We start from the raw sequence: 22,937 nt of genomic DNA, 5'->3' as shown, positions 1-22,937 counted from the left end.
GCTCATCCCTCGGGCGTGCGGTTCGCCGCGCCGGCCCGGGCCAGTCGACGGCTGAGCAGCACCGCGTACCCGACGACCGCGATCGCGAGCAGCGAGAGCATCAGCCTCGGCTGGTGCACCGTCGTGGTGATCACACAGACCGAGACCACCCCGTAGGCGGCGATCGCCAACCGGGCGGCGCTCGGCCGGGTCCACAGCCAGTACAGGGCCAGGCCGCATGCCGTCCACACCACCATCGACGCGCCCAGCAGCAGCCGCAGCTCCAGCGGCAGGTGGGTCGCGTTGGCGTCGACCAGCCGGACCACCTGCCCCAGCGCCCAACCGAGCAGCAGCAGCGCGCCGCCGAGCGGGATGTGCAGGTAGCTGTACGCCTGCCCCCCGCGCAGCCGACTCTGGGTCAGCCGGGTGGTGACGAACGTGGTGTAGACCCACCAGACGGCTGCCGGGATCAGGAAGGCCAACGCGGCGGTGAGGATCATGTGCGGCGGGGGGTGGTCCGGCACGGCGAAGAGCAGGCTGGCCAGCGCGCTGCCCAGCACGATGATGGTGAACTGCCCGATCCGTTCCGGCAGATGCCGGTTGTCCACCGGCCAGTTGTTGAGCCAGCGCACACCGACCCAGGGCGTGCACAGTTCGATGACCATCGCGACGATCCACAGCACCGGGCGCACCTCGCTGGGCACCGTCAGCGACGCCAGCCAGATCAGCCAACCCGACCCGAAACCGATCAGGTAGACGGTCGTCACCGTACGGGCCCTCGGGCTGGTCGGCCGGGCACGCAGGTACAGCAGGAGCAGCACGCCCCGCACGATCAGGTACCCGACCGGCAGGAGCACGCTCTCCGGAACCTCGTCGACGCCGAGCGTCATCGCGCCCGCGCCGACCAACGCGACGAGCACCAGCAGCCGGTGCAGCGCGTCGTCCGGGTCGAACCGGGTGTCGTAGTAGACCTGCCCCATCCAGGCCCACTGGATCACCACGAAGAGCCCGATCACGGCCAGCACGGCGGTCGGCGACGGGCTCGGCTCGTCACCCAGCCGGGCCGTCACGGCCGCCAGCGCGTACACGAAGATGAGGTCGAGGAAGAGTTCCAGCCAGGTGGCGTGCCGGTGTCCGGCCTCGTCCGTCTGCGGGGCCTGTCCGCCCAACCCCATCCACCCGGCCACCCATCGCGGCAGGCGGGGGGCGGCGGTCCGTACCCTGCGCATCTGGTCATGGTCCCCGGGCGGACCCGGCCTGCGGGCCGGAACCGCCCAGCCGGCAGCGGTGGTCGCCACACCGGCGTCCCCCGGCCGCCGTGTCGTCGGTCCGGCAGGGCAGGATGTACGGCGAGGGGGTGGCGAATGGCTGGGCGGATCCGGGACGAGGACATCGCACTGGTCCGGGAACGCACCTCGATCGGGGATGTGATCTCCGAGACCGTCACCCTGAAGTCCGCCGGCGGCGGCAACCTCAAGGGCCTCTGCCCGTTCCACGACGAGAAGAGCCCGTCGTTCAACGTCTCACCGGCCCGCAACGTCTGGTACTGCTTCGGCTGCGGGGCCGGCGGCGACGCGATCAAGTTCCTGATGGACGCCGACCACCTCAGCTTCGTGGAGTCGGTCGAGCGGCTGGCCGGCCGCGCCGGCATCCAACTGCGCTACATCGAGGACGACAAGGGCACCCCGCGCCCCCGCCCGCAGCAGGGTCAGCGCCAGCGTCTGGTCGCCGCGCACGCCGCGGCGGTGGAGTTCTACCGGGCGCAGCTCAGCACCGCGGGCGCTCGGCCGGCCCGGGAGTTCCTGGCCCAACGGGGCTTCGACCGGGCCGCCGCCGAGCGTTACGGCTGCGGCTTCGCGCCGGAGGGCTGGGACCTGCTCACCAAGCACCTGCGCCAGCAGGGTTTCACCCACCAGGAGCTGGTCACGGCCGGGCTGTCCCGGGAGGCCCGCTCCGGCAGCCTGATCGACAGGTTCCGCCGCCGGCTGCTCTGGCCGATCCGCGACCTCGCCGGTGACGTGATCGGCTTCGGCGCGCGCAAACTCTTCGACGACGACGACGGCCCGAAGTACCTGAACACCCCCGAGACGCCGATCTACAAGAAGTCGCAGGTGCTCTACGGCATCGACCAGGCCAAACGGGAGATCGCCAAGCAGGGGCGTGCGGTGATCGTCGAGGGCTACACCGACGTGATGGCCTGCCACCTGGCCGGGGTGACCACGGCGGTGGCGACCTGCGGCACCGCCTTCGCCGCGGACCACATCGCTGTTCTGCGCCGCCTCCTGTTCGACAGCGACGAGGTGGCCGGCGAGATCATCTTCACCTTCGACGGTGACGCCGCCGGCCAGAAGGCCGCACTGCGTGCCTTCGAGGACGACCAGCGTTTCGTCGGCCGCACGTTCATCGCCGTCAGCCCGGACAACATGGACCCGTGCGACCTGCGGCTGGCCAAGGGTGACCTGGCGGTTCGGGACCTGGTCGCACGCCGTGAGCCGCTCGTCGACTTCGCGCTGCGACACGTGATCGGCCGCTTCGACCTGGACACCGTCGACGGCCGGGTCGAGGCCATGCGCCACGCCGCGCCGTTGGTCGCGCGCCTGAAGGACCGGGAGAAGCGCCCGGAGTACGTCCGCAAGCTCGCCATGGACCTCGGCATGGAGATCGAGCCGGTGCAACGGGCGGTGCTCGCCGCCGCGAACACCCCGCCGCCCGGCACCCGCGACGCCGCACCGGCCGCCCGCCCCGCGCCGGCCCGCCCCGAGCCGGCGGTGGACAGCCCGCAGTCGATGGTCGAACGGGAGGCGCTGAAGCTCGCCCTCCAACAGCCGGTCCTGGCCGGGCCCATGTTCGACGCGGTCGAGGCGACGGAATACCGCCACCCGGTGCACATCGCGGTGCGTACGGCCATCGCGGCGGCCGGTGGTGCCGCGTCGGCGACCGGCGGCGCGGTCTGGATCGAGTCGGTCCGGGACGCCTGCGACGACCTGGCGGCGGCGGCGCTGGTCGGCGAGTTGGCGGTGGAGCCGCTGCGCATCGACGGGGAGCCCGACCCACGCTACGTGTCGATCACGATGGCGCGGGTGCAGTTCGGGTCGGTGACCGCCCGGATCCGGGACCTCAAGTCGCGCATCCAGCGGATCAACCCGGTCAACAACAAGGACGAGTACTTCGCGGCCTTCGGTGAGCTGCTGTCCCTGGAGCAGCACGCCCGGGCGCTTCGCGAGCAGGCTGCGGGAGGCCTCTAGATGGGACTGTTCAGCCGCAAGCCGAAACTGCCACCGGCCGACCGGCCCCCACTGACCGCCGACGAACGGGTGCTGGCCTGGGCGGCGGTCGGCAACGGTGAGGGCGACGGCGTGGTGGTCGCCACCAACCTCGGGCTGTGGCTGCCCGGGCGGGGGCACCGGCTCGGTTGGCACGACATCCTCAAGGCCGTCTGGTCCGGCCGGGAGCTGACCGTCACGCCCGCCGAGACCGTCCTCGAACGCGACGGCTACACGGTGGTCGCCGACGGCCCGGCCGAGACGTACTTCCTCCTCGACCCGCGCGAGCTGCCACACCAGGTGCGGGCGCGGGTGACACGCTCGGTCGCGTACACCGAGCACCAGCCGGTGCCCGGCGGCGCGGCGCGGGTCGCGGCCCGCCGCGTGGCCGGGGTCGACGGTCTGACCTGGACGGTCCGACTCGACCCCGGCACCCCGGCGGACGACGAGGCCCTGCTCGCCGAGACCGACCGTCTGGTCGGCGTGGCCCGCGCCGCCACCGCGCCGGCCGACCTCTGACCGGTCGGGTCAGTTCGCGCCGAGATCCTTCAACGCCTTGTCGGCGCCTCGGTGCAGCGGCACCGGCAGGGTCCTGCGGGCCTTTTCCAGCGAGATCCCCTTGGCCGCCGGGTTGGCCTGGGCCAGGGCGTCGCGCTTGTCGAACACCGTCCGGGTGATCGCGCAGGCGACGTTGGCGTCCAGGTCCTTGCGGACCAACAGCACGTTGGGTACGACGATGGTCGGGGTGTCGGCCGCCGTCCGGTACGCGTCCCGGCCGATCGTGCCTTCCTGGTAGCCGGGGCTCAACGCGGTCATCTGGGGCAGCAGCGCCGCGATGTCGACGAACTTCACCGAGTCGCCGGCGGTGGTGAACAGGTCGGTCAGGCCCCCGGTGGGCAGACCACCGGACCAGAAGAATCCGTCGACGCTGCCGTCCTTGACCCCCTCGATCGTCTTGGTCAGGTCCAGTCGCTGCGCCCGGATGTCCTTGGCCGGGTCGAGGCCGGCGGCCTCCAACAGCCGGTTGGCGATCACCTCCGTGCCGGACTTCGGTGAGCCGGTGGAGATCCGCTTGCCGCGCATGTCGGCCACCGAGGAGATCCCGGAGTCGTTGCGGACCACCACCTGCGTGTAGTTGTCGTAGATGCGGGCCAGCGCCTCCACCGGCTGCGGTGCGGTGAAGCTGCCCTTGCCCTCGACCGCGTTGACCGCCGTGTCGAACAGGGAGAACGCCACGTCGTACTGGCCGCCGACCAGTTGTTCGACGTTCTGCACCGAGGCGCCGGTCTCGGCGGCGGTGCCGGTGAGCTTGCCACCGGTCGTTGCGGACAACTGCCCGGCCAGGGCGTTGCCGACCACGTAGTAGACGCCTGTCGCGTTGCCGGTGGCGATGCCGACGCGGGTCTCCTTGGTCACCTCGCAGGTGACCTCGCTGGCCGTGTCGTCCTTGGCCGCACCGCCCTGCTGGCCCCCACACCCCGTGACGAGGGCGAGCACGCTCAGGCCCGCCGCGAGCCGTACGTCGATTCGTCTCACAGTTTCTCCTCCACAGGATTGGACGATGGTCTGCCGGCGGACCCGCGTCGGATGAGGACGCCCACCGCCGCCACGGCGGCCAGCGTCGCGCCGACCGTGACCGGCACCGGTTCGAGCCAGAGCAGGGTGACGCCGGCGAGCGCACCGAGCACCCGCTCCGGGACGCCGGCCGGGCCCACGCCAGGCAGCCAGCCACCGGCGGCGACGGCGAGCACCGCGACGCTGAGCGCGGTGACCACGGCGGCGAACACGATCCGCTGGACGCCGCCGATGCCGAGCAGACCCAGCCCGGCCGGCGTGATGACGAACGCGATCGGGGTCAGGTACGCCGGCAGGGCGTACCGGAGGGTCTGCCACATGGTCGGCACCAGCCGACCACCGGTGACCGCGGCGGCGGCCACCGCGGCGAGCGCGGTCGGCGGCGACACCTCGGACAGGACCGCGAAGTAGAAGACGAACATCGCCGCGGCGGGCGCGGTCACGCCCAGATCGAGCAGGGCCGGGCCGACGATCACCCAACCGATCACGAACGAGGCGGTGACCGGCACGGCCAGGCCCAGCAGGCTGAGCGCGACGGCGGCGAGCAGCGCGGTGAGCACCAGGACCAGTGTCGGGTCCGAGGTGGCGGCCTTCGCCCCGCCGATCAACAGCGCCGCCGCCTGCGGCCCGAGGCCGGTCTTCGTGGTGGTCGCCGTGATGATGCCGGCGGCGGCGCAGACCGCCGTCACCGCGAGCACCCCGCGTACCCCGGTGACGAGCGCGGTCACCAGCCGGGCCGGGGTGAGCCGGTGCGCGCGGTCCTCGTTCTTCGGGGCCAGGAACGACAACGCGACGGTGAGCACGATGGCGAAGACGACAGCCCTCGTCGCGGACATGCCGACCGCGAGGAACACGATGATGGCGATCAGCGAGGCGAAGTGGTAGCCGAAGCGGGCCAGCAGACGCCACGGCGAGCCGACGTCGATCACGACGGGGCGTACGCCGGACCGGCGCGCGTCGATCTCCACCGAGAGCAGGATGCCGAGGTAGTAGAGCACCGTGGGCGCCGTCGCCCAGCCCAGCACCTGGAGGTACGAGACGCCCAGGTACTCGGCGATGATGAACGCCGCCGCGCCCAGGGTGGGCGGGGAGAGGATCGCACCCACCCCGGCCGCCGCCAACATGCCACCGGCCCGTTCCGGGGGATAGCCGGCGCGACGCAGCAGCGGCCAGGTGACCGCGCCGATGCTCACCGTCGTCGCCGCCCCGGAGCCGGAGACGGTGCCGAGCAGGAAGCCGGAGGCCACCGCCGTCCGACCGGCGGCGGTGCGCGAGCGGCGGAACGCGGCAGCCGACAACTCGACGAAGAACCGCCCGGCCCCGGACAACTCCAACGCCGCCCCGTAGATGGTGAACAGCACGATGTACGAGGCGGCCACGTCCAGGGGAGTGCCGTAGAAACCGCTGTCGGAGTTGTAGAACGCGTCCACCAGTTGGCTGAAATCCAGGCCGGCGTGCGCGACCGGCCAGGACTGCGGCAGCAACCCGCCGTAGTAGCCGTAGCCGAGGAACAGCAGGCAGACCGCCGGCAGGATCCACCCGGTGGTGCGCCGGCACGCCTCCAGCAGCAGGAGCAGCAGGACGGTGCCCAGCGCCAGGTCCATCGGCGCCAGCAGGCCCTGCCGGTCGAGGAAGGCGTTGTAGCCGCCGCCACCCGTGCCGATCGGGATCGGCAGGACGGGGTAGAGGCAGGCCACCACGGCCAGCACGACCAGCACCCAGTCCGTCGCGGTGGGTCGCACTGACGATGGCGTCGCGGTGAGGTCGGTGCTGTGGCCGCGGTCGGCGCTTCCGTCGTTGCCGGCGCTCTGGTCCTGGTCGCTGCGTCGTCGCCGGGCACGGAGGCGGGCCGGCAGCCGCAGGTCGGCCGGGTAGGCGAGGAAAACCAGGGGGAGTACGCCGGCCAGGAAGATGATCAGGTAGTACTTGCTGCCCTGCGACAGCGGGCGGAACACCTGCCAGAGGGCGAGGGCGCCGACCGCCAGCGCCGCCCCGGTGAGAAGCAGACCCGCCGGCCCGGTCAACACCCGGCCCGGCTTCTCGTCCTCGAACTGGGCGGCGAGATCCCGCGTCGCCCGTTCGGCGACGGAGTCGCCGTCGCCGTACCCGGTCGGGTCGTCCTTGCTCGGGTCGTGCCCGGTCGCGGGGGCCTCGGTGGGATCGGCTGATGGTCGCGGTCGCGGGGCCGCGCTGCCGGGCCCCGTCGCGGGCTCGCCAGCGGGAGAGTTGGCTGGTCGGACGGGTGACGAAGAACCATCGGGCGAGCTGATGGGCGACACGAGGGGACGATACACGTCGATCGGCGAACCGGTGGGGCATAGATCGGCGTTTCGCCGTTGACGGGGTGGCCGGTCGGGCGCGGGAGGATATTTGCGTGGAGGGCTGTCGGACCCGGCGGTTAGGGTCGGGCGGTGACTTTGGGGCGACCACTGATTCAGGCTCGCGGGCTGGTGAAGCGGTTCGGTGACTTCACCGCGGTGGACGGCATCGACGTCGAGGTGCGCTCGGGTGAGGCGTTCGGTTTCCTCGGGCCCAACGGCGCCGGCAAGTCCTCCACCATGCGGATGGTCGGCTGCACCTCTCCACCCAGCGCCGGGGAGCTGCGCATCCTCGACCTCGATCCGGTTGCCGACGGGCCGGCGATCCGGGCGCGTCTCGGCGTGTGCCCGCAGTTGGACAATCTCGATCCGGAGCTGACCGTCCGGGAGAATTTGACCGTCTACGCCCGCTACTTCGGCATCTCGCGCCGGGCTGCCCGGGAGCGGGCCGACGAGCTGCTCGACTTCGTCCAGCTCACCGAGCGGGCCGACAGCAAGGTCGAGCCGCTGTCCGGCGGGATGAAGCGTCGGCTGACCATCGCCCGTGCGCTGGTCAACGACCCGGAGATCGTGCTGCTGGACGAGCCGACCACCGGGCTCGACCCGCAGGCGCGGCACCTGGTGTGGGAGCGGCTGTTCCGGCTCAAGCAACAGGGCGTCACGCTGGTGCTCACCACGCACTACATGGATGAGGCCGAGCAGCTCTGCGACCGCCTCGTGGTGATGGACGGCGGGCGGATCGTCGCGGAGGGCTCACCCCGCGCGTTGATCGAGCAGCACTCGACCCGCGAAGTGGTCGAGCTGCGCTTCGCGGCCGAGTCGCAGGAACCGTTCGCCGGCAAGCTCGACGGGCTGGGGGAGCGGGTGGAGGTGCTGCCCGACCGGGTCCTGCTCTACGTGCCCGACGGCGACGCCGCGGTCGCCGAGGTCGCCGCGTTGGGGCTCAACCCGGCCAACGTGCTGGTGCGGCGCAGTGGCCTGGAGGACGTCTTCCTGCACCTGACCGGCCGCACCCTGGTCGACTGACCGATCACCGCTCAACGGGCTCTGGCCCAGGTGAGGAATCGTTCAATCGGCAGATCCTGTCCAGGCAGGTCCCCGGCCGCCTCGTCGAGCAGTGCAGCGAGATAGATGAGCAGGCCGGTTCGGTTCTCGCGGTACTCGCCGAGCAGCGACAGGCGGGCCGGCGAGCAGGGCCACGCCGCGCCGCAGACCCGGCAACGCCAGGACGGACGTGCCGCCACGTGTGGGCGGTACCGGGGCATCAGTGCCCGCCACCGTCACGAGCCGACCAGCTGAGTCGCACGGGGGAACCTCCATCGATGGGTGGGAGCGCCCCGGATCGGGGGTCACGGGGCGCTCCCGGCCTGGTTCCGCCCGCCGTCCGATCCCGTGAGCGGTTCCGCTGCGTGACAGTCTGGTGAGGATCCGACTACGGTGGGAGGTTCCGCACGCCGACGACCAGCGCGTACGGCGGTCGGCTCGGCACGGTACGAAGATGTACGGAGGTTGTCCGTGGAGAGTTCGTCCATGCTGGAGCACTTCGCGGAGGAGCTGCGGCTGGCCCGAGCCTCCACCGGCATGTCACAGTCGGCGCTGGCCGAGGCGTTGAGCTATTCGGGCGCGCTGGTCGCCAAGGTGGAGACATTCGAGCGCCGGCCGAGTCTGGACTTCGCCCGTCGGTGTGACGCCGTGTTCCAGGCCGACGGGAGGTTCGAGCGCATCCAGCGGCGGATCAGCCGTGAGGCCGTCGTGCCGTGGTTCCGCGACTGGGCCGGCATCGAACAGGAGACCACAGCGCTGCGCTCGTTCGAGCCGCTCTACGTGCCGGGCCTGGTGCAGACCGAGGGTTACGCCCGCGCCATCCTGGCCGGTGCCGGGCTCTTCGCGGCGGACGAGGTCGAGCAGCAGGTGACCGCCCGACTCGACCGGCAGGGCGTGCTCACCCGGGATCGCCCGCCGTTGCTCAGCCTGGTCGTCGACGAGTACGCGCTGCGCCGGCACGTCGGCGGGCCGGAGGTGATGCGTGAGCAGTTGCGTCACCTGGTGAAGCTCGGCTCGGCCCTGCCCCGGGTGCGAATCCAGGTCGTGCCGCTCTCCGCCGGTGCGTACGCTGGGCTCGATGGTCCCTTCGTGATCGCCACCACCGCCACCGGAGAGGATGTCGTCTACCTGGACGGGCAGCGCCACGGGCAGGTGATCGACCGATCCGAGTACGTGCGTCAGATGGTCGAGGTGTGGGAGTCGATCCGGGGTGAGGCACTATCGCAGCAGCAGTCCCTCGACCTGATCACGGAAGTGGCGGAGACATGGAGCTGACCGGCGCCCGCTGGCGCAAGAGCACCCGCAGCAACGGCAGCGGCGGTAACTGTGTGGAGGTTGCCGACAATCTGCCTGGGCTGGTGGCCGTTCGCGATTCCAAGGACCCGGCCGGGCCGGTGCTGGTCTTCACGCCTGACGCGTGGCGCACGTTCGTCGGGTCTGATCCCGTCCGCCGGTAGGCAGCGGTCGTCACGCCGCGACGCTGGCACGGCCAGAGGATCGCGGCTCTCTGATCGACTCGGCTTTGAGGAAAGCGGGGCATCCCGCGGCGTTTGATACCCCGACTCCCTGAAAACCGAGTCGATCAAGGCGGCGGGCGCGTCGACCGAGGCACCCGAAACCTGGGCGACAGGTCGGCCGGGTCGCCGTAGGGTGACCGCGGTCTGTCGTACCCCGGGGGTAGACAGGTCGTGGTGGCCGGCGCGGTGGGCGGGGGTGGTCGTGTGAGTGCGGCGGGATCGGCGCGGTTCCCGTGGGTGCCGGCGTACGCGGTGTTCGAGCACTACCTGGTCGGTCTGCGGCGCACCTGGCGGGCGGGGGTGTTCTCCTCGTTCCTGCTGCCGGTGCTGACGGTGCTCGGGTTCGGGCTGGGCGTCGGGGCGTACATCGACCAGGGTGTCGGCGGGGTGCGCTACCTCGACTGGTTGGTGCCCGGTCTGATCGCCTCCACCGCGCTTCAGGTGACCGTCGGTGACTCCACCTGGCCGGTGTTCAGCAACTTCCAGTGGGTCAAGACCTACTTCGCGCAGAGCGCCTCGCCGCTGCGGGTGGGCGATATCGTGGCCGGGCACCTGGCCTTCGTGCTGTTCCGGGTGCTCACCACCATCGCGGCGTTCCTGCTGGTCACCGGGTTGTTCGGGGCGTTGCGCTCGCCGTGGGCGGTGCTCACCCTGCCGGTGGTCGCGTTGCTCGGGCTGGCCGTCGCCGCGCCGACCTTCGCGTACGCGGCGACGGTGTCCGGCGACAGTTGGCTGGCGATGCTGTTCCGGTTCGCGGTCATCCCGATGACGCTCTTCGCCGGGGTGTTCTTTCCGGTCGAGTCACTGCCCGACGGGTTGCGGTGGCTGGCGTACGTGACGCCGCTGTGGCACGCCGTCGACCTCTGTCGGGCGGCCACGCTCGGCGTCGCCCCACAGTGGTCGATCGTCGGGCACCTGCTCTACCTGGCTGCCTGGGCCGTCGTCGGTTGGCTGCTGGCGGTGCGCATGTTCCGTCGCAAGCTCGTCGTCTAGGAGGCTGTCGTGGTCACTCTGATCCTGCCCCGGCTGGTCGACGTCTCCGCCGCGTCCCGGCGGTCGGGGTCGGTGGTCGAGCGCAACCTCGCGGCGCTGAAGTCGGTCTACTGGCTGCTGCTGCTCTCCGGCTTCGTGGAGCCGCTGCTCTACCTGCTCTCCATCGGGGTGGGCGTCGGTGCGCTGGTCGGCGACCTGCCGTTGCCCGACGGACGACTGGTCTCGTACGCCGAGTTCGTGGCCCCGGCGATGCTCGCCTCGTCGGCGATGACCGGAGCGCTCGCGGAGACCACGTTCAACTTCTTCGGCAAGATGAAGTACATGAAGCTGTACGACGGGATGATCGCCACCCCGGTACGGCCGTTCGAGATCGCCGTCGGTGAGTTGGGTTGGGCGATGCTGCGGGGCAGCGCCTACTCGGCCGCGTTCCTCGGGGTGATGGTCGCTCTGGACCTGACCAGCGTCACCCGGGCGCTGACCGCCTTCCCGGCCGCGGTGCTGGTCGGGTTCGCGTTCGGGGCGCTCGGCATGGCGATCTCCACCCTTATGCGCAGCTGGCAGGATTTCGACCTGGTGGGCTCCGCCCAGTTCACGCTCTTCCTGTTCTCGGGCACCTTCGTGCCGGCCCAGGCCTACCCGACCCTGCTGCACTGGCTGGTCGAGATCACTCCGCTGTACCGCTCGGTGCACCTGATCCGGGGGGTCACGTTGGGCAGCGGCGGGTGGCTCTGGCTGCTCGACGTGCTCTACCTGCTGGTGTTGGTGGCGGTCGGGCTGCTGGTGGCTTCACGCCGGATGGGCAGGTTGCTCTACAAGTAGGGGTTACGCCCGACCGTCGACGGGCATGTCCGGAGGTGACACCGCCGACGATGAGGAGGGGCGATGGCCTCGGACGAGTCTTCCGCCCAGCGGGAGCAGGAGCGTGGTCCCGGCAGCGCGCCGGTCGGTCCCGACGCGGGGCCGGACAGCCCCACCGACCTGCCCGGCAGTGGGTGGAAGGCGGCACTGCGCCGGACGGTCACCGAGTTCCAGGACGACAGCCTGACCGACTGGGCGGCGGCGCTGACCTACTACGGGGTGCTGTCCATCTTCCCCGGCGTGCTGGTGCTGATCTCCATCCTCGGTCTGCTCGGCGAGAGCGCCACCGAGGGCGTCAGGGACACCGTCAACCAGGCGGTGCCGAACGACAGCATCCGGCAGATCATCACCGATGCGATCGGCACCGCGGACAAGAACGGTGGCCTGGCCAGCATCGCGGCGATCATCGGTCTGGTGGCCGCGTTCTGGTCCGCGTCGGGCTACATCGGTGCGTTCATGCGCGCCTCCAACACGATCTACGACGTGCCGGAGGGACGGCCGATCTGGAAGACCCTGCCGATCCGACTCGGCGTGACCGCGGTGATCGGGGTGCTGCTGCTGGCCAGCGCGGTGATCGTGGTCTTCACCGGTCGCCTCGCCGAATCGGTCGGTGACGTGATCGGGGTCGGCTCGACGGCGGTCGCGGTGTGGGACGTCGCGAAGTGGCCGGTGCTGCTGATCCTGGTCAGCCTGATGTTCGCGATCCTCTACTGGGCGTCGCCGAACGCCCGGCACGGCGGCTTCCGTTGGGTCAGCCCGGGTGGGGTGTTGGCCGTGGTGATCTGGCTGGTGATCTCCGGCCTGTTCGCCTTCTACGTGAGCAACTTCGGTTCGTACAACAAGACGTACGGGACGCTGGCCGGGGTGATCATCTTCCTGGTGTGGCTCTGGCTGAGCAACATCGCGATCCTCCTGGGCGCCGAGTTCGACGCCGAGTTGGAGCGCGGCCGGGCGATCTCGGCCGGCCACGCGGTGGATGACGAGCCGTACGTCGAGTTGCGCGACGACCGCAAGCTCCGCAAGAAGCGCAACTCAGCCGGCCGCCGCTGACGGCTCAGCCCTGCGCCCCGCAGCCACGGCTCAGCGCCAATCGCCCCGCCACCGAGGATCGGCTGGCGGGGCGATTGCGTGTCCGTCGATGAAACTGCGGGCGAGGGGGCGCGGGCGATCCGTGATCCTTTACTTGATCGACTAGTAGCTTTTGTTCTTTCGGACAAAAGTTGGTCTCGGAACGGTCGAAGCTCTGGACAGGCGGCGTGGAACGCTCTTACTGTGTCGGACACAACACATCGGCATTGCGTCGATGTGAACGCTGCCAATGAAGAGGGGGCCCCGGGTGCGCACCGTCGACCCCCTGCACGTGCGACTGTTGCGGCTGCTCCGCGACGAGGGGGCCGTGTCGCGGGCCGAGCTGGGCGACCGACTCCAGATGCCGCGCCCGCGCATGTTGGCCGAGCTGGATCGTCTGGTCGCCCTGGGTTACGTCGCCGAGGCGGGGCTCGCCGCCTCCCGGGGTGGGCGTCGCTCGACGCTCGTCGAGCTGAACCCGAAGCTGCGCTTCGCCGCAGTCGACCTCGGTGCCAGCTCGATGGACATCGAGGTGGTCAACGGCCGCCTCGAACCGGTGGCGCACTACGGCGAAGCCGCCGACATCCGCAACGGCCCGAAGGTGACCCTGCAACGGGTCAACGAGCTGCTGCACAAGGCCCGGGTCGACGGGGCGTACGAGCGGTTGGACGCGGTGGGCATCGGCGTACCCGGCCCGGTCAGCTTCCGAGACGGCGTTCCGGTCTCGCCGCCGATCATGCCCGGCTGGGACCGGTACCCGGTGCGCGAGCTGCTCAGCCGGGAGCACGGCTGCCCGGCGGTGGTCGACAACGACGTCAACATCATGGCGATCGGTGAGCGGCACGGTGGGGTCGCCCACTCGGTGGACGACTTCCTCTTCGTGAAGATCGGCACCGGCATCGGTTGTGGCATCTACCTCACCGGTGAGGTCTACCGGGGCACCGACGGCTGCGCCGGCGACATCGGCCACATCCAGGTCGACTCGCACGGTCCGATGTGTTCGTGCGGCAACATCGGCTGCCTGGAGGCGCTGTTCAGCGGTGCCGCGTTGGCCAAGGACGCCACCGCCGCGGCCCGCAGTGGGGCGTCGCCGGCGCTGGCCGAGCGGATGGCCCTGCGCGGTGTGGTGACCGCCCTCGACGTCGCCGAGGGCGCCGTAGAGGGTGACGTGACCTGCATCCAGCTGATCCGGGACGGCGGACGGCGGGTCGGCGGCGTGCTCGCCGGCCTGGTCAGCTTCACCAATCCGTCGATGATCGTGATCGGCGGCGGGCTCGCCCAGCTCGGGCACATCCTGCTCGCCGAGATCCGCAGCGTGGTCTACCGCCGTTCGCTGCCGTTGGCCACCGGCAACCTGCCCGTCGTGCTGTCCGAGCTCGGTGGTCGAGCCGGCGTCACCGGAGCGGCCGTGCTGGCAAGCGACGTCGCCTTCGCGGAAGCCGCATGAAGTTGACCGAGATCCTGTCGTGAGCGAGGAGGAGACTGTGGCTCTGCCCGAGGATGACCCCGCCAACACGTCGGCCGAGGCCGTCGCCGAGGCACCGCTGGTCGAGGCTCCCGCCGACACCGTCGCGGGCGAGGTGGTCCTGCGCCTCACCGATCTGGTCAAGACCTTCCCCGGCGTACGCGCACTGGACGGTGTGCAGCTGGAGGTGCGTGCCGGCGAGGTGCACTGCCTGCTCGGACAGAACGGCGCGGGCAAGTCCACCCTGATCAAGGTGCTCTCCGGCGTGCACCAACCGGATTCGGGGCAGGTGGAGTGGCGCGGGGAGCCGGCGACCTTCGCCAACCCGCAGGCCGCCATGAAGGCCGGCATCGCCACCATCTACCAGGAGCTCGACCTCGTCGAGGACCTGTCGGTGGCGGAGAACGCCTTCCTCGGTCACGAGTACCGCAACTTCGGGTTCGTCCAGCACGGTCGGATGGCCCGGCACACCCGGCAGATCCTCGGCCGGCTCGGCCACGCCGAGATTCCGCCCGGGCGGATGGTCCGGTCGCTGCCGGCGGCGGGCAAGCAGATCGTCAGCATGGCCCGGGCGCTGTCGCACGAGGCCCGACTGATCATCATGGACGAGCCGAGCGCGGTGCTGGCCCATGACGAGGTCGGCAACCTGTTCCGGATCATCCGGGAGCTGACCGCGCAGGGCATCGCCGTCATCTACATCTCGCACCGGCTGGAGGAGATCCGCGAGATCGGTGACCGGGTCACCGTACTCAAGGACGGCCGGACCACGGCGGCGAACCTGCCGGCGCGCGACACCCCGACCCGCGACCTGGTCAGCCGGATGACCGGCCGGACCATCGAGTACGTCTTCCCGGACCGGCCGGCCGACGACACCGTCGGCGACGACCTGCTCCAGGTGGAAGGGCTGACCCGCACCGGCGAGTTCGCGGACGTTTCGCTGAACGTGCGTGCCGGGGAGATCGTCGGCATCGCGGGGCTGGTCGGCTCCGGCCGTTCCGAACTGCTGGAGACGATCTACGGTGCCCGCCTCGCGGAGGCTGGTCAGGTGCGGATGAACGGGCGGGTGCTGCGTCCCGGCGTCGGCTCGGCGGTCCGGGCCGGCATGGGGATGGCCCCGGAGGAACGCAAGAGCCAGGCGTTGCTGCTCGGTGAACCGATCTACCGCAACGTCACGCTGGCCACCTTCGGCCGGTACGCGCGGCTCGGCTTCACCGACGCCGCCAAGGAACGCGCCGAGGCGGACCGGATCGCCGAGACCCTGGAGCTGCGGCCCCGGGACGTCGACCGGCCGGTACGCACGCTGTCCGGCGGTAACCAGCAGAAGGTGGTGGTCGGGCGATGGCTGCTCGGCGGCACCAGGTTGTTGCTGCTCGACGAGCCCACCCGGGGCGTGGACGTGGGCGCCCGGGCTGAGCTCTACCAGGTCATCCGGTCATTGGCCGCGCAGGGCGTCGGGGTGCTGCTGGTCTCCAGCGAGGTGCCCGAGGTGCTGGGTCTGGCCGACCGGGTGCTGGTGATGCGGGAAGGGCGGGTCGTCCGCGAAGCCGCGGCCGGCGAACTCGACGAGAACACTGTGCTTGACCTCGTGATGGCGGGGTCCTTGATGGAAGGCGCACCGGCATGAGCGACGCGACTCCCACTCCCACCGCGACACCGGAGCGCCCGCAGCTTCCGGCACAGTCGCCGCCGGTGGACCCGGCGGAGACGGCGGTGGCCAGCGATAAAGCAGCATCCTCGGGCCGGCTCTCCTGGTGGCGGGGCGACGGCGGCGACGGCGCCAAGCGCAACCTCGGTCTGATCGGGGTGCTGGCCGCGCTCATCGTGGTCGGCGCGATCACGAAGCCGGACCTGTACGGAGACCCGACCTGGGTGTGGAACAACGTCCTGGCCATCCTCCAGCTCGCCTCGGTGGTCGGCGTGGTCACGGTGGGGATGACCTTCGTGATCATCGGCGGCGGCATCGACCTGTCGGTCGGTGCGATCGTCGCGCTGGCCGGCGTCTGGTGCACCACTGTCGCCACCCAGAACTTCGGAGCCGGCGGCATGATCTTCACCGCCATCGTGGTCGGCATCTGCGTCGGCCTCGTCAACGGTGTGCTCATCTCGTACGGCCGGCTGGTTCCCTTCATCGCGACGCTCGCGATGCTGGTGGCCGCGCGAGGGCTCGCGGCGTCGATCTCCAACAAGCAGACCCAGGTGTCGAGCAGCACCTTCATCAACGACATCGCGGCGCGCAAGGTGATCGGGATCCCGATCCTCGTCTACATCCTCGGCGCGGTGGTGCTGGCCGGGTGGGTCCTGCTCAACCGGACGACCTTCGGCCGGCGGACCATCGCCGTCGGCGGTAACCCGGAGGCGGCACGGCTGGCCGGCATCAACGTGCGGCGGCACACCATGCTGCTCTACGCGCTCTCCGGTCTCTGCTGCGGCATCGCCGCCATCATGCTCACCTCGCAGGCCACCTCGGCGCAGGCGGCGATGGCCAACCTGTACGAGCTGGACGCGATCGCCGCGGCGATCATCGGCGGGACGCTGCTCAGCGGCGGTCGCGGCACGATCGTCGGCTCGCTGCTCGGCGTCATCATCTTCGCCACGATCACGAACCTCTTCGCCATCAACGGCCTCTCCATCGAGGCGCAGAACATGGTCAAGGGCGGCATCATCGTCGCCGCCGTCCTGATCCAGCAGTTCCAGTACAAGTCAGTCACTCGGCTCCTCGCGCGGAACAGGGTCACCACCGCCTGACGCACCGCACCGTTGTCCCTGGCCACGTCGAAACTTTCGACGCTGGCAGGGCCTCGCACACCCTCATTCAGTCACATACCGTTCCCAGGAGGTCGTTCATGACCCAGCACAGTCGCGACCTGTCGCGCCGCCGGCTGCTCTTCGGCGGGGCCGCAGTCGGCGCCGCCACCCTGCTGACCGCCTGCACCAGCAACGAGACCCCGGCCGCCAGCACCCAGACCAAGGCCGCCGGCGGCGGTGAGGGCAACAACGCCCCCGGCAAGAAGGTCGTCATCGGCTTCTCCGCGCCGGCCGCCGACCACGGCTGGATGGGTGCCATCCACGCCAACGCCAAGGCCCAGGCGGCGGCCTACTCGGACGTGGAGTTCAAGGAGGTCGACGGTGGGTCGAACTCCGAGGCCCAGCGCTCCACGCTCGGCACCCTGATCGCCCAGAAGCCGGACATCATCGTCGTGCTGCCGCACGACGGCAAGGAGGTCAACGCCGTTGCCCTCCAGGCCATGCAGGCGGGCATCCCGATCGTCAACCTCGACCGTGCCTTCCCCGACGCGCTCGCGTCGCGGCTGGTCATCAAGGGCGACAACTACGGCATGGGCGTCTCGGCCGGGCACTTCATCGGCAAGATGCTCAAGGACAAGGGCGTCGCCAACCCGATCATCGGTGAGATCGCCGGTCTGGAGATCCCGCTGACCGTCGAGCGCAGCGAGGGCTTCAAGGCCGCCCTGGCGACCTACGGCTTCAAGGTGGGGAACCGCCGCTCGGCGGAGTTCACCTCGGACAGCGGCCAGCGCGAGGCGTCCCAGCTGCTCCAGGCGCTGCCGAAGATCGACGCGATCTGGAACCACGACGACGACCAGGGCATCGGTGTGCTCGCGGCCATCAAGCAGGCCAACCGGTCCGAGTTCTTCATGGTCGGCGGCGCGGGCTCCAAGCTCGCGATCGACGCGATCAAGGCCGACAACACCGTGCTCAAGGCGACGGTCACCTACAACCCGTCGATGGCCTCCTCGGCGGTCTCGCTCGCGCGGCTCATCGCGCAGGGTCGGGGCCTGGGCGACCTGACGGAGCTTCAGGTGCCGAAGGAAGTGACCCTCGCCTCCGAGACGATCACCAAGGAGAACGCGAGCAGCTACGACAAGCTCGGGTTCTGACATACCGGGGGGAGACCCACCTTGTCCACGACAGACAAAGAACTGCGGGTCGGCATGGTCGGCTACGCGTTCATGGGCGCCGCGCACTCACAGGCGTGGCGCACCGTGAACCGCGTGTTCGACCTGCCGACGCGGGCCCGGATGGCGCTGATCTGCGGTCGAGACACAGGGAAGGTGGCGGATGCCGCCGACCGACTCGGCTGGGAGGCGTACACCACGGACTGGCGTGACCTGATCAACCGGGACGACATCGACGTGATCGATGTGTGTACCCCGGGCGACAGCCACGCCGAGATCGCCCTCGCCGCGTTGGCCGCCGGCAAGCACGTCCTGTGCGAGAAGCCGCTGGCCAACACGGTGGAGGAGGCGCGAGCGATGACCGCTGCGGCGGAGGTCGCCCGGGCCGCCGGAGTGCGGTCGATGTGCGGGTTCAACTACCGCCGGGTCCCCGCGGTCACGATGATGCGGCAGTTGGTCGCCGACGGACGGCTCGGGGTGATTCGACACGTCCGTGCGACGTACCTGCAGGACTGGATCGTGGACCCGCAGTTCCCGCTGGTCTGGCGGTTGCAGAAAGACAGGGCGGGCTCCGGCGCGCTCGGTGACATCGGTGCGCACATCATCGACCTGACCCAGTTCGTCACCGGTCAGCGGATCAGCGGGGTCAGCGCGGTCACCGAGACCTTCGTCAAGGAGCGGCCGTTGCCGGCCGAGTCGAGCGGTCTGGCGGCCACGGTGGACGGCAGCGCGGCGCCCACCGGGCCGGTCACCGTCGACGACGCCGCGGTGTTCGTGGCTCGGCTCGACGGTGGCGCTCTGGCCACGTACGAGGCGAGCCGGTTCGCCACCGGCCGCAAGAACGCGTTGCGTGTCGAGATCAACGGCTCGCTGGGCAGCGTGGTCTTCGATCTGGAGCGGCTCAACGAGCTGGAGTTCTACGACGCCACCCGGCCCAGCGCGGAACAGGGTTTCAGCCGCATCCTGGTGACCGAGGGCGAGCACCCGTACATGTCGGCGTGGTGGCCTCCGGGCCACATCATCGGCTACGAGCACTCGTTCACGCACGAGATGCGCGACTTCATCGAGGCGGTCGCCACCGGTGTCGACCCGACTCCCTCGTTCGCCGACGCGCTGCAGGTCCAGCTGGTGCTGGACGCGGTGGCCCGTTCGGCGGAAATCGGCTCCTCCTGGACCGAGGTGGAACCGGCGCTGACCGCGGCGACCGTCTGACCATCGACCATCCGCGATGGTGGTGTTCGCACCGTCATCGCCCGACCGGCTTCCCGAAGCCGACCGGCGAGGACCGGCCACGGATTGCGCCCCGTGGCCGGGACGAGGTCGGCGTCGGAGAGCGTGCGGCCGGGCCCTGTGGCCCGGTGGCGCACGAGCAGGACGGTCGTCCGGTGCGACCGGACCGGGATTCCCCGGCCGCACCGGAGGACCGCCACCATCGGTGGAGATCCGCAGGACCTGACAACACCGCCCGCCGTTGCCCCCACCCGTACCGCAGCCACTCGCCGACGTCCGCCGGGTCGTGCTCCGTGCGGTGACCTGGTGGGCACGGCGGCCTGAGACGCCCGGCCGGGGCATGCCAACGCCCCGACTGGTCGGATGCGGGGGAGACAGGGTCGAGACGCCGACCCGACCCTGTCTACCAAGCCCCGTCTGCCTGTACCCGGGCCGGGTTCCGGTCCGGCGTCGTCGCCGCCGACGCCGACGTCGGAACCGGTGCCGATCCGGTGCGGGGAGGGCGGACGGGGCCCCTCGACCAAGGCCGTATCTTTCCGAAAGATATTCTGATATTCCTATATTTAGTGGTACCGACGGTTCCTCGTGAACGGGGAAGGAGCACCATGCGAACAGGTGTCTGGCTGGTAGGAGCGCGCGGGTCAGTCGCGACCACCAGCATCGTCGGAGGGCTCGCGATGCGGGCCGGCCTGGCCGGGCCGACCGGTTGCGTCACCGAGCTCCCCGAGCTGCGGGGTCCCGCCCTGCCGGGCTTCGCCGACCTCGTCTTCGGCGGGCACGACCTGGCCACCACCCCGCTGTGCAAGCGCGCCGAGACCCTCGCCGACGCCGGTGTCATCCCCTGGCGGCTGGTCGCCGCGCTCCGCGACGAGCTGGGCGCGGTCGATCAGGAGCTGCGCCCCGCACCGGTCGGCGACACCCAGGCCGACCGGGCCGCCGCCGTGGTCCGCGATCTCACCAGCTTCCGCGAGCGGCACGACCTGGACCGGGTGGTGGTGGTCAACGTCTCCGCCACCGAGCCGGCCCCGCAGCCGCACCCCGGGCACGCCGACCCGGCCGCGCTGCGTGCCGCCCTCGCCGGGCCGGACGAGGTGCTGCCGGTCAGCTCCCTCTACGCGTACGCGGCGCTGCTGGCCGGCTGTCCGTACGTCGACTTCACCCCGTCCACCGGGCTGCGGCTGCCAGCCCTGGCGGCGCTGGCCGAAGAGGCCCGCCTGCCGTACGCCGGGCATGACGGCAAGACCGGGGAAACCCTGGTCAAGTCGGTGCTCGCGCCGATGTTCGCGATGCGCAACCTGGACGTGCGCTCCTGGTCCGGGTTCAACCTGCTCGGTGGTGGCGATGGTGCCACCCTGGCCGACCCGGCCGCGAACGCGGCGAAGGTGCAGAGCAAGCAGCGGGTGCTCGGCGAGACGCTGGGCTACGTCCCGCAGGGTGGCACGCGCATCGAGTACGTCGAGGAGCTGGGCGACTTCAAGACCGCCTGGGATCTGATCACCTTCGCCGGCTTCCTCGGCACCGGCATGCGGATGGAGTTCACCTGGCACGGCTGCGACTCCGCGCTGGCCGCGCCGCTGGTGCTGGACCTGGCCCGGCTCACCGCCGCCGCGCACGCCGCCGGGCGGGTGGGACCGCTGACCGAGCTGGGCTTCTTCTTCAAGGACCCGATCGGCTCGCCCACCCACTCCCTGAGTGAGCAGTGGGCCCGGTTGACCGACTTCACCCGGCAACTGCACGCCGGCGGGGACGGTGACCATGACAACGTTGGCTGACCTCGCCGAGCTGGTCCGGGCGCCGGCTGCGCTCTCGGTGCCCGGCGACGTGGTCGCCGGAGCGGCGGCGGCCGGCGCGCTGGGTCCGCGTACCCCTGCCCTGGCCGGCGCCTCGGTGCTGCTCTACTGGGCCGGCATGGCCGCCAACGACTGGGCCGACCGACGCCTGGACGCCGAGGAGCGGCCCGAGCGGCCGATCCCCAGCGGGCGGGTCACCCCGGCCGCCGCGGTCGGCCTCGCGGCGGGCCTCACGGCCGCCGGCGTGGGCCTGGCCGCCGCCGTGGGCGGTCGCCGAGCCGCCGCGCTCGCCGTGCCGCTGGCCGCCACCATCTGGGGGTACGACCTGCTGGCGAAGAACACCGCTGCCGGCCCTGCCGTGATGGCCGCCTGTCGAGGGCTGGACGTGCTGCTCGGCGCGTCCGGCGGCCGGGTGACGCGGGCGTTGCCGGCCGCGGTGACCGTCGCCGCGCACACCTGGACGGTCACCGCGCTGTCCCGGCGGGAGGTCACCGGCGCCGACGCCACCCTGCCGATGCGCACCCTCGCGGGCACCGCGGTGGTCGCCGCCAGTGCCGCCGTCGCCGTCCCCGGCGCCCGACGCACGACCGCCCGAGGGGACGACCCGGCCGGGGTGCGTCCCGAGCGGACGCGCGCTGCTGGTGTCGCGGCCGTGCTGCCCGCCGTGCTGGCCGGGTGGTACGCGGCCCGCTACGGGGCGGCCCAGGTCGAGGTGGTCCGCGACCCGTCGGCCGGGCGGGTCCGCGCCGCCGTCGGCGCCGGGATCACCGGGCTGCCCGCCCTCCAGGGTGCGCTGACCGCTCGGGGTGGAGCCGGCCTGCTCGGGTTGGCCGTCGCGGCGGCCGCACCGCTGGGTCGACGGCTGGCCCGGAAGGTCTCCCCGACATGACCGTTCCCCAGGCCCGACCCGCGCCGTCGGCCGGCGATGCCACCCGGCCGGTCCTGCCGGCCGGCGATGCCACCCGGCCGGTCCTGCCGGCCGGCGATGCCACGACGCTGCGGCTCGGGTACGGCACGAACGGCTTCAACAACCACCGCCTCGACGACGCGCTCGCCGTCATCGCCGATCTCGGCTACGACGGGGTGGCGCTCACCCTGGACCACGACTACCTGGACCCGTTCGCGCCCGGCCTCACCCGCCGGGTCGCCGCCGTCAGCCGACGGTTGGACGAGCTGGGCCTGGCGGTGGTGATCGAGACCGGGGCCCGCTATCTGCTCGACCCGTGGCACAAACACGCGCCGACGTTGCTGCACGACGACCCGACCCGGCGGATCGAGTTCCTGCGCCGAGCCGTCCGGGTCGGTGCCGACCTGGGTGCCGAGGCGGTCTCGTTCTGGGCCGGCGTCCGGCCCGAGACGGTGTCACCGCAGTGTGCGTGGGACCGGCTGGTGGCCGGCTGCGCCACCGTCGTCGACGCGGCCGACACCGCAGGCGTCACCCTCGGCTTCGAGCCGGAGCCGGGCATGCTGGTGCAGGACATCGCCGACTGGCGTCGGCTGCGTGCCGCGCTCGGTGACCCGGCCCGGTTCGGCATCACCCTCGACATCGGCCACTGCCGCTGCCTGGAGCCGTGGCCGGTGCCGCAGTGCGTCGCCGAGGTGGCCGCACACCTGGTCAACGTGCAGATCGACGACATGCGCCGGGGCGTGCACGAACACCTGGAATTCGGCGTCGGCGAGATCGACTTTCCGCCGGTGCTGGCGGCCCTGGCGGCGGCCGGCTATCGCGGGCTGGTCGCGGTGGAGCTACCCCGCGACTCGCACGCCGCGCCGGCCGTGGCCGCCCGGTCGATCGAGTTCCTGCATGCCGCCGCCGCGAAGGCCACCGATTACCACTCTGCCAGCCCCCTTTGCTCTGCACCCGCCGAGGCGACACCCGCTGAAGAGGCCCCGGCGCATATGTAGGTGCAGAGCAAAGGGTGG

The 22,937-nt window shown here is 71.1% G+C and carries 19 protein-coding genes and 1 pseudogene; 16 read left to right on the top strand and 4 right to left on the bottom strand.

What is annotated here, in order from left to right; all coding sequences use genetic code 11:
- Window positions 1-2: 2 nt before the first annotated feature.
- Entirely contained in the window at window positions 3-1,208 is a 1,206-nt protein-coding gene (locus ABGB10_RS04650) for a low temperature requirement protein A (RefSeq protein ID WP_347659591.1), read from the bottom strand.
- Between the two features lie 113 nt (window positions 1,209-1,321).
- On the opposite strand from ABGB10_RS04650, the pseudogene dnaG reads away from it, so the two are divergent.
- Window positions 1,322-3,224: pseudogene (gene dnaG / locus ABGB10_RS04645) on the top strand (DNA primase).
- Complete coding sequence (locus ABGB10_RS04640; RefSeq protein ID WP_347659590.1) at window positions 3,225-3,761, top strand: hypothetical protein; 537 nt, start codon at window positions 3,225-3,227, stop codon at window positions 3,759-3,761.
- Between the two features lie 9 nt (window positions 3,762-3,770).
- On the opposite strand, the gene ABGB10_RS04635 is transcribed toward ABGB10_RS04640, so the two are convergent.
- Both ABGB10_RS04635 and ABGB10_RS04630 read right to left on the bottom strand, forming a co-directional pair.
- Window positions 3,771-4,778 carry a TAXI family TRAP transporter solute-binding subunit gene (locus ABGB10_RS04635; protein ID WP_347659589.1) on the bottom strand — a complete coding sequence of 336 codons (1,008 nt, stop codon included), beginning with the start codon at window positions 4,776-4,778 and terminating at the stop codon, window positions 3,771-3,773.
- Complete coding sequence (locus ABGB10_RS04630) at window positions 4,775-7,096, bottom strand: TRAP transporter fused permease subunit (RefSeq protein WP_347659588.1); 2,322 nt, start codon at window positions 7,094-7,096, stop codon at window positions 4,775-4,777. The genes ABGB10_RS04635 and ABGB10_RS04630 overlap by 4 nt, the downstream gene beginning before the upstream one ends.
- Before the next feature lie 132 nt (window positions 7,097-7,228).
- Between ABGB10_RS04630 and ABGB10_RS04625 the strand changes: the two genes are divergently transcribed.
- Window positions 7,229-8,161, top strand: a complete 933-nt coding sequence (locus ABGB10_RS04625) for an ABC transporter ATP-binding protein (RefSeq protein WP_347659587.1) — start codon at window positions 7,229-7,231, stop codon at window positions 8,159-8,161.
- 11 nt (window positions 8,162-8,172) lie between these two features.
- Here ABGB10_RS04625 and ABGB10_RS04620 read toward each other — a convergent pair whose 3' ends face one another.
- Window positions 8,173-8,400, bottom strand: coding sequence for a flavin reductase (locus ABGB10_RS04620; protein WP_347659586.1), 228 nt, complete (start codon window positions 8,398-8,400; stop codon window positions 8,173-8,175).
- Window positions 8,401-8,650: 250 nt separating this feature from the next.
- On the opposite strand from ABGB10_RS04620, the gene ABGB10_RS04615 reads away from it, so the two are divergent.
- From ABGB10_RS04615 to ABGB10_RS04555, 13 genes are all read left to right on the top strand, one after another.
- Entirely contained in the window at window positions 8,651-9,454 is an 804-nt protein-coding gene (locus tag ABGB10_RS04615; RefSeq protein WP_347659585.1) for a helix-turn-helix transcriptional regulator, read from the top strand.
- Window positions 9,445-9,636, top strand: coding sequence for a DUF397 domain-containing protein (locus tag ABGB10_RS04610; protein ID WP_347659584.1), 192 nt, complete (start codon window positions 9,445-9,447; stop codon window positions 9,634-9,636). The genes ABGB10_RS04615 and ABGB10_RS04610 overlap by 10 nt, the downstream gene beginning before the upstream one ends.
- A 264-nt stretch (window positions 9,637-9,900) precedes the next feature.
- Window positions 9,901-10,689, top strand: a complete 789-nt coding sequence (locus ABGB10_RS04605) for an ABC transporter permease (protein WP_347659583.1) — start codon at window positions 9,901-9,903, stop codon at window positions 10,687-10,689.
- 9 nt (window positions 10,690-10,698) lie between these two features.
- The gene (locus ABGB10_RS04600; protein ID WP_347659582.1) at window positions 10,699-11,508 is read left to right on the top strand and encodes an ABC transporter permease; all 810 of its coding nucleotides are present in this window, start codon (window positions 10,699-10,701) and stop codon (window positions 11,506-11,508) included.
- 63 nt (window positions 11,509-11,571) lie between these two features.
- Window positions 11,572-12,597: a YihY/virulence factor BrkB family protein gene (locus tag ABGB10_RS04595; RefSeq protein WP_347659581.1), complete on the top strand. Its 1,026-nt coding sequence runs from the start codon at window positions 11,572-11,574 to the stop codon at window positions 12,595-12,597.
- Window positions 12,598-12,883: 286 nt separating this feature from the next.
- Window positions 12,884-14,062, top strand: coding sequence for an ROK family protein (locus ABGB10_RS04590; RefSeq protein ID WP_347659580.1), 1,179 nt, complete (start codon window positions 12,884-12,886; stop codon window positions 14,060-14,062).
- Window positions 14,063-14,195: 133 nt separating this feature from the next.
- Window positions 14,196-15,704 carry a sugar ABC transporter ATP-binding protein gene (locus tag ABGB10_RS04585; protein WP_347659704.1) on the top strand — a complete coding sequence of 503 codons (1,509 nt, stop codon included), beginning with the start codon at window positions 14,196-14,198 and terminating at the stop codon, window positions 15,702-15,704.
- Window positions 15,701-16,825, top strand: coding sequence for an ABC transporter permease (locus ABGB10_RS04580; protein WP_347659579.1), 1,125 nt, complete (start codon window positions 15,701-15,703; stop codon window positions 16,823-16,825). Before ABGB10_RS04585 ends, ABGB10_RS04580 begins: the two co-directional genes overlap by 4 nt.
- Window positions 16,826-16,923: 98 nt before the next feature.
- Window positions 16,924-17,976 (top strand): substrate-binding domain-containing protein, encoded by a 1,053-nt coding sequence (locus tag ABGB10_RS04575; protein WP_347659578.1) that lies wholly within the window; start codon window positions 16,924-16,926, stop codon window positions 17,974-17,976.
- Between the two features lie 21 nt (window positions 17,977-17,997).
- Window positions 17,998-19,206, top strand: coding sequence for a Gfo/Idh/MocA family oxidoreductase (locus ABGB10_RS04570; protein ID WP_347659577.1), 1,209 nt, complete (start codon window positions 17,998-18,000; stop codon window positions 19,204-19,206).
- A 623-nt stretch (window positions 19,207-19,829) separates the two neighbouring features.
- Window positions 19,830-20,996: an inositol-3-phosphate synthase gene (locus ABGB10_RS04565; RefSeq protein WP_347659576.1), complete on the top strand. Its 1,167-nt coding sequence runs from the start codon at window positions 19,830-19,832 to the stop codon at window positions 20,994-20,996.
- Entirely contained in the window at window positions 20,980-21,903 is a 924-nt protein-coding gene (locus ABGB10_RS04560; protein WP_347659575.1) for an SCO3242 family prenyltransferase, read from the top strand. Before ABGB10_RS04565 ends, ABGB10_RS04560 begins: the two co-directional genes overlap by 17 nt.
- Window positions 21,900-22,919, top strand: a complete 1,020-nt coding sequence (locus tag ABGB10_RS04555; RefSeq protein WP_347659574.1) for a sugar phosphate isomerase/epimerase family protein — start codon at window positions 21,900-21,902, stop codon at window positions 22,917-22,919. Before ABGB10_RS04560 ends, ABGB10_RS04555 begins: the two co-directional genes overlap by 4 nt.
- The last annotated feature ends 18 nt before the right edge of the window (window positions 22,920-22,937 follow it).

The sequence above is a fragment of the Micromonospora sp. B9E7 genome, assembly GCF_039871815.1.
Lineage (GTDB): Bacteria > Actinomycetota > Actinomycetes > Mycobacteriales > Micromonosporaceae > Micromonospora.
Note: the sequence above shows the minus strand (reverse complement) of the source record. Positions and strands in the feature narration are given on the sequence as shown.

Excerpts from the sequence above, each read along its gene's own strand:
- ABGB10_RS04555 (WP_347659574.1), top strand. The coding sequence starts at position 21,900 with ATGACCGTTCCCCAGGCCCGACCCGCGCCGTCGGCCGGCGATGCCACC.
- ABGB10_RS04595 (WP_347659581.1), top strand. The coding sequence starts at position 11,572 with ATGGCCTCGGACGAGTCTTCCGCCCAGCGGGAGCAGGAGCGTGGTCCC.
- ABGB10_RS04575 (WP_347659578.1), top strand. The coding sequence starts at position 16,924 with ATGACCCAGCACAGTCGCGACCTGTCGCGCCGCCGGCTGCTCTTCGGC.
- ABGB10_RS04620 (WP_347659586.1), bottom strand. The coding sequence starts at position 8,400 with ATGCCCCGGTACCGCCCACACGTGGCGGCACGTCCGTCCTGGCGTTGC.
- ABGB10_RS04610 (WP_347659584.1), top strand. The coding sequence starts at position 9,445 with ATGGAGCTGACCGGCGCCCGCTGGCGCAAGAGCACCCGCAGCAACGGC.
- ABGB10_RS04560 (WP_347659575.1), top strand. The coding sequence starts at position 20,980 with ATGACAACGTTGGCTGACCTCGCCGAGCTGGTCCGGGCGCCGGCTGCG.
- ABGB10_RS04640 (WP_347659590.1), top strand. The coding sequence starts at position 3,225 with ATGGGACTGTTCAGCCGCAAGCCGAAACTGCCACCGGCCGACCGGCCC.
- ABGB10_RS04565 (WP_347659576.1), top strand. The coding sequence starts at position 19,830 with ATGCGAACAGGTGTCTGGCTGGTAGGAGCGCGCGGGTCAGTCGCGACC.
- ABGB10_RS04650 (WP_347659591.1), bottom strand. The coding sequence starts at position 1,208 with ATGCGCAGGGTACGGACCGCCGCCCCCCGCCTGCCGCGATGGGTGGCC.
- ABGB10_RS04580 (WP_347659579.1), top strand. The coding sequence starts at position 15,701 with ATGAGCGACGCGACTCCCACTCCCACCGCGACACCGGAGCGCCCGCAG.